The 6531-nt window shown below is 67.9% G+C and carries 2 protein-coding genes and 4 pseudogenes; all 6 read right to left on the minus strand.

Going from position 1 to position 6531, the window contains the following annotated elements; translation table 11 throughout:
- Positions 1-101: 101 nt before the first annotated feature.
- Complete coding sequence (locus ASD72_RS16700; protein ID WP_081420405.1) at positions 102-2723, minus strand: EAL domain-containing protein; 2622 nt, start codon at positions 2721-2723, stop codon at positions 102-104.
- Positions 2724-2892: 169 nt separating this feature from the next.
- Positions 2893-3259, minus strand: a pseudogene (locus tag ASD72_RS21095) (methyl-accepting chemotaxis protein); the annotation flags it as partial.
- Between the two features lie 39 nt (positions 3260-3298).
- Positions 3299-3547, minus strand: a pseudogene (locus ASD72_RS21700) (methyl-accepting chemotaxis protein); the annotation flags it as partial.
- A 53-nt stretch (positions 3548-3600) separates the two neighbouring features.
- Positions 3601-5439, minus strand: a pseudogene (locus ASD72_RS21705) (methyl-accepting chemotaxis protein); the annotation flags it as partial.
- 202 nt (positions 5440-5641) lie between these two features.
- Positions 5642-6130: a chemotaxis protein CheW gene (locus tag ASD72_RS16715; protein WP_056881053.1), complete on the minus strand. Its 489-nt coding sequence runs from the start codon at positions 6128-6130 to the stop codon at positions 5642-5644.
- Between the two features lie 95 nt (positions 6131-6225).
- Positions 6226-6531: pseudogene (locus ASD72_RS16720) on the minus strand (methyl-accepting chemotaxis protein); the annotation flags it as partial.

A 6531-nucleotide genomic window follows, 5' to 3' on the forward strand; every position in this document is an offset into this window, starting at 1 on the left:
GATCGGCGGGCACGGCGCAAACTTGAGAGCGCTTTTCGCCCGATACGGGCGGCGAGGGTTCGATTGCGAAACGCGTCACGTTTTTCGTGCGGGCGCCAGGTTCAGGCGGCGGCGACGGGTTCGGCGGTGCCCTCGCGCGCCGCGGTGTACTGCTGCGCCAGCAGCCATTGTTCGAGCGGTCCGGGCGGGAGCGGCGGGGAGAACAGATAGCCCTGCAGCACCGGGAAGCGTTGCTCGGTCAGGAAGCGATGCTGCGATTCGGTCTCCACGCCCTCGGCGACGACCTTCATGCCCAGGCTTTCGCCGATGCGCAGCACGGACGTGGTGAGCGTGCGCGCGATGGCGCTGGTGTCGATGTCGCGGACGAAGCTCTGGTCGAGCTTGAGCTCGCTGATCGGCAGGCGGTGCAGATGGCTGAGGCTCGAATAGCCGGTGCCGAAGTCGTCCAGCGACAGGCGCACGCCCAGCACGTAGATCGCCTCGATGTTCTCGAGCACGTCCGGGTCCGGGTCCAGCATGACGCTTTCGGTGATCTCCAGCGTCAGGTGATGGGGCTCGAGCCCGTGTTCGTCCAGCAGTTCGGAGATCTGCAGCGAGAGCTGCGGGTCGCGGAAGTTGATGGCGGAGACGTTGATCGAGACGCGCGGAATGTCCACGCCGCGCCGGCGCCAGTCCGCCATCTGCACGCAGGCCTGGCGGAGCACCCACAGGCTGAGGTCGGCGATCAATCCGCACTCTTCGGCCACCGGCACGAAGCGCGACGGCGGGATCACCCCGAGGTCGGGGTGGTGCCAGCGCAGCAAGGCTTCCACGCCATACAGCTGGCGGCCGTCGCAGCCGCCGACCTGCGGCTGGTACTGCAGTTGCAGCTGGTCCAGGCGCAGGGCCTCGCGCAGCGCGGTTTCCAGCGATACGCGTTCCTGCGCCAGCCGGTTCATGTCCACGCTGAAGAAGCGGAACCCGCCGCCGCCATCGCTCTTGGCGCGGTACATCGCCATGTCGGCGTGGCGCACGAGCAGGTCGATGTCGCGGCCGTCGTCGGGGAACATCGCCACGCCGATGCTGGCGCTGGGATGCAGGGTCATCAGGCCGGCGGCGGTGGGTGCGGCAACGGCGCCCAGCAGGCGCTCGGCGACGCTGCCGGCCTGTTCGGCGCTGCACATCGGCAGCACCGCGACGAATTCGTCGCCGGCCTGGCGGCCGACGATGCTGACGCCGCCGAGTTCCTCGCTCAGGCGCGCCGCGATGTCGCGCAGCAGTCCGTCGCCGGCCGAGTGGCCCTGCGCATCGTTCACCCGCTTGAAGCGGTCGAGGTCGATGAAAAGCACGGCCGCCGTGCCATTGGCCTGGGCGACGTTGGCCAGGGCCTGTTCGGCCTTGGCACTGAACATGATGCGGTTGGGCAGCCCGGTCAGCGTGTCGTAGAACGCCAACTGGTGCACGCGTTCGTTGGTCTGTTCGCGTTCCAGCGTCAGCGAGCACAGGTGCAGGCAGGTGTCCGCCAGGCGTTCGTGCAATTCGTCGGGGCCGCGGTTCTCGCGGTAGTAGAACGACAGCGTGCCGAGCACGCGGCCGCTGCTGGACTTGATCGGATGCGTCCAGCAGGCGCGCAGGCCGAGCGGGGTGGTCAGGTGGCGCGTGTTGGCGCACAGCGGGTCGCTGGCGATGTCCTTCACCAGCACGGTGCGCCCGCGCCACGCAGCGGCGCCGCAGATGCCCGCGCGCGGACCGATCGACATGCCGTCGATCTTGCGCGCCCAGGCTTCGGGCAGGCTGGGCGAGGCGAGGGCATGCATCAGGCCCTCGTTGTCGACCGTGATGATGGAGACCACCAGCTCCGGCGCGATGTGCTCCACCTCGCGGCAGATCAGCGTCATCACGTCGGCGACGCTCCATTCGTGCACCAGCGCGTCCAGCACCTTGTTGTGCAGCACCTGGTGCATCTTGGTCTGGGTGATGTCGCTCAGCACGCTCACCAGGCCCAGCAGGGAGCCGTCCTCGTCGTGCACGGGATTGATCGCGGCCGACAGCCACAAGGGGCGGCCCGCCTTGGTATAGAGCAGGACCTCGGTCTGCAGGCCTTCGCCCGCGGCCATGGCACGGCCGATGCGTTCGTCCAGCGTTCCGTCCGTATGGGGGCCGGACAACAGTTCCGCGGGCTTGATGCCCCGCAGTTCCTCAAGCCGATAACCCAGCATGCGGGTGAAGCCGCTGTTGACGTAGACGACTTCGCGCTCCGGCGAACTGACGAAGATCGCGTTGTCGCTCTTGTCGACGACGATGGACAACTGGCGCAGGCGCTCGAGCTGCCGCTGCTGGTCGCTGGTGTCGCGGACGAAGGCGGTGTGGAAGACCTGCTGGTCGACGACCATCTTCGACATCGAGACCGAACACGCGCCCTCGCTGCCATCGGGGCGGTGGATCACCGCATCCCGGTGGCTGCCCATCAGCTGCGCCAGCGTCGCCTCCGGGGCCGCGTTGGCGTCCACCTGCGGGCTGGACAGCAGGCGCATGAAGGGGGTGCCGTGCACGTCTTCGCGACGGCACCGCCAGAGCGCTTCGGCGGCCGGGTTGAACAGCACGATGCGGTGACGCCCGTCGATGACGAACGCGGCATCCACCGATTGCTCGAGCACCTGCCACAGGCTGCCCTGCGGCGCTTCCGCAGGTGCCGCGGGGCCATCGCGCAACGATGTCAGCGACGTCAGCGTGCGACGGAGCATGGCAGGTCCTTGCGTGGGGGGCTGGCGTCGGCGGTGGCGGGAACTGCGACGATCATCGGGGGCCAGGGAAGAGTGCCTTCTGGTGACATATCGGCCGGGTAGGGCGTTACTTGAAGGCGGTCACAGGACGGCGGGGTGGCACGGCGGGCCGCGACCACCCCGGAGAGGCTCAGAACTCCTGCCAGTCGCCGTCGGCGAAGGCGGGCTCGGGCTTGCGCGGGGCCGGCTTGCGGGCCACAGCCTTGGGCGCGGCGGCCTTCGGTGCGGCCTCGGCAACGACGCGACGGACCGGGGCGCTCACCGTCGCCTGCAGCTTGAACACCGACACCGACGCCGTCAGSGCCTGCGCCTGTTCTTCCATGCTGCGCGCGGCGGCGGTGGCTTCTTCCACCAGCGCRGCGTTCTGCTGGGTGGTCTCGTCCATCTGGGTGATGGTCTGGTTGACCTGCTCGATGCCGGCCGACTGTTCCTGCGAAGCCGCGGAAATCTCGGCCATGATGTCGGTCACGCGCTGCACCGTCCATCTGGGTGATGGTCTGGTTGACCTGCTCGATGCCGGCCGACTGTTCCTGCGAAGCCGCGGAAATCTCGGCCATGATGTCGGTCACGCGCTGCACCGAGGCAACGATCTCGCCCATCGTGGCGCCGGCCTGGTTCACCAGGGCCGARCCATCGGCGACCTTGTCCACCGAGGTCTCGATCAGGCCCTTGATCTCCTTGGCCGCACTGGCCGARCGCTGGGCCAGCGTGCGGACTTCGCTCGCGACCACCGCAAAACCGCGGCCCTGCTCACCGGCACGGGCGGCTTCCACCGCGGCGTTCAAGGCCAGGATGTTGGTCTGGAAGGCGATGCCGTCGATGACCGAGATGATCTCGGGGCGACCTTGTCCACCGAGGTCTCGATCAGGCCCTTGATCTCCTTGGCCGCACTGGCCGAACGCTGGGCCAGCGTGCGCACTTCCGAGGCGACCACGGCGAAGCCGCGGCCCTGYTCRCCGGCACGGGCGGCTTCCACCGCRGCGTTCAAGGCCAGGATGTTGGTCTGGAAGGCGATGCCGTCGATGACCGAGATGATCTCGGCGATCTTCTTGGAGGACTGTTCGATGTCGGTCATCGTGGAGACGACCTTGCCGACGACTTCACCGCCYTGCGAGGCGACACCGGCGGCACCGATGGCCAGCTGGTTGGCCTGGCGGGCSGACTCGGCGTTCTGGCGCACGGTGGAGGTCAGTTCCTCCATCGAGGCGGCGGTTTCTTCCAGRTTGGCRGCCTGCTGCTCGGTACGGCGCGAGAGGTCGTTGTTGCCCGACGCGATTTCGCCCGCGGCGGTGTTGATGCTGAGGGCGGCCATCTGGATGCCACCGACGATCTCCGTCAGCTGGGTGACCGTGGCATTGGCATCGTCGCGCATGGTGGCGAACACGCCATGGAAGTCGCCTTCCATGCGCGCGGTCAGGTCGCCGTCGGCGATCGCGCGTAGCAGCGCGGACAGCTGCGCCAGGTTGCGGTCGCTGGTGGCCATCATCGCGTTCAGGCCTTTCACCATCGCCAGGAAATCGTCGCGGAAGTGCGCTTCGTCGCCGCGCACGCCGAAATCACCGGCCGCCGCGGCCTGGGCCAGCCGGTTGATCTCGGCATTGATGGCCAGCAGACTGGCCTTCGCCGTGTCCATGGCCTGGTGCAGGAAGGCGCGCGTGCCGGGCAGGCGGCGCGCATCCTGGCTCAGGTCGCCATTGGCGTAGCGCTGCAGGATGCCGATCGCATCGCGGAAGGCATCCAGGTGCTCGAACATCATCGTGTTGATGCCCGTGGCCAGTTCGCCGTACACGCCCGGGAAATCCTCCGGCATGCGGTGGCTGATGTCCTCGGCTTCATGCAGGCGGATCATCTCGCGGGTTTCCAGCGAGAAGCGCTCCAGCATGTGGACCATCTCGTCGGTCGCCTTGAGCATCTGGCCGACTTCGTCGCGCCCGTGCTGGCCGATGCGCACGCTCAGGTCGCCGCGCGACACGCCCTTGATCGCGGCAAGCGCGCGGGACACCGGCTGCAGGATGGACTGGCCGATGACGAAGCCGATCAGCATGTTCAGCAGCACCAGCACACCGCCGGCGATGGTCATGATGAAGGTGAACTGCAGTGCCTGCGCCTGGGTGTCGTCGATGTACACGCCGGTACCGATGACCCAGCCCCACGGCTGGTACATCGCCGCGTACGAGGTTTTCGGCACGGGATCCTCTTCACCGGCCTTGGCCCAGCTGTAATCGACGTGGCCGCCGCCGGCCTTCGCCACGCGCACGAACTCGGGGAAGATGCGCTTGCCGTCCGGGCTCAGCACATCCTGCAGCGGCTTGCCGATCAGGTCCGGCCGGGTGGGGTGCATCAGCATCACCGGCGCTTCGTCGGTCACGAAGAAGTAGTCCACGCCCTGGTTCGCCTGCATGGTGGCGAGCGTGGCCAGCGCGCCCTCTTTCGCGGCGGCCTCGTCCAGCGTGCCGGCTTCGACCTGTTTGGCATAGCCTTCGATCACGCCCAGCGCCATGTCCGTCTGCGCCTTCAGGCCCGCCTGGCGGGTGCCGGTCAGATCGAGGTACTGCATGCGGGCGGCGACGACGGCCAGCGCGATGGTGCCGACCGCGACCAGGAGGGTCTGGAGGAAGAACTTGCGCTTGAGCGGAACGTTGGAGAGGGCGTGGGCGAGCTTGGCGTTGATGTTCATGCGGGATCTCGGGGGTCAGGCGCGTGGCCTGCGCGGGCGGATTGCCCGTACCTGCAATAGCGGCGCTGGTCGCAGGAAATTCAGGGGTGTTTGCGGCCATTACGACCAAAGACGCATGCGCGGCGCACTGCCGCGGCGCAAACGAAAAGGGACCACGGGCCTCGCGGCCCGCGGTCCCCCTGGGTGCAGCGGTGCGGCGGGCTCAGGCGGCGGCCTGATCCGGCAGCGGCTGGCCGAAATCGGCACTGTCGATCAGCGTCTCGATGTCGAGCAGGATCAGCATGCGGTCGTCCACCGTGCCGATGCCCGAAATGAAGCGCGTGTCGACGCTGGCGCCGAACTCGGGCGTGGGGCGGATCTGCTCGGCGGCCAGGGCGATCACGTCGGAGACGCTGTCCACGACGATGCCGACGACGCGGTCCTCGACGTTCAGCACGATCATCACGGTGAAGGCGTCGTAGCGCGCTTCCTTCAGCCGCAGCTTCAGGCGCAGGTCGATCACCGGCACGATGGTGCCGCGCAGGTTGATCACGCCCTTGATGTAGTCCGGCGCATCCGGCAGGCGGGTGACGGAATCGTAGCCGCGGATTTCCTGCACCTTGAGGATATCGACGCCGTAGTGCTCGTCTCCCAGGGTGAAGCTGAGGAATTCCTCGGCGGTCGCCGTGGCCTGGCTCTTCTTGTCGCTCATTCGTCGGGCTCCTGTTGCAGCCGGTAAGAGGGTGGGGTTGCCCGGGCGGGCCTGTCACGGCCTAGATCGGCCCCGGGCGGCGTTTCTTTAGCGGGTCAGTAGGGAGGGTGGGCCGGAGTGGAACGGGGTGCCGCGCTGGCCGCGATGCGGGTCACGCGTTCCTGCACCAGCCGCGCCACCTGGCCACCGTCGCCCAACTGGAAGGTGGACATGGCGTCGGCCAGCGCCTGCGCCTGCTCTTCCATCGAGCGGGCTGCGGCAGACGCTTCCTCCACCAGCGCGGCGTTCTGCTGGGTGGTCTCGTCCATCTGGGTGATGGTCTGGTTGACCTGCTCGATGCCGGCCGACTGTTCCTGCGAAGCCGCGGAAATCTCGGCCATGATGTCGGTCACGCGCTGCAC

Origin of the sequence: Pseudoxanthomonas sp. Root630 (assembly GCF_001427585.1) — a bacterium.
Lineage (GTDB): Bacteria > Pseudomonadota > Gammaproteobacteria > Xanthomonadales > Xanthomonadaceae > Pseudoxanthomonas_A.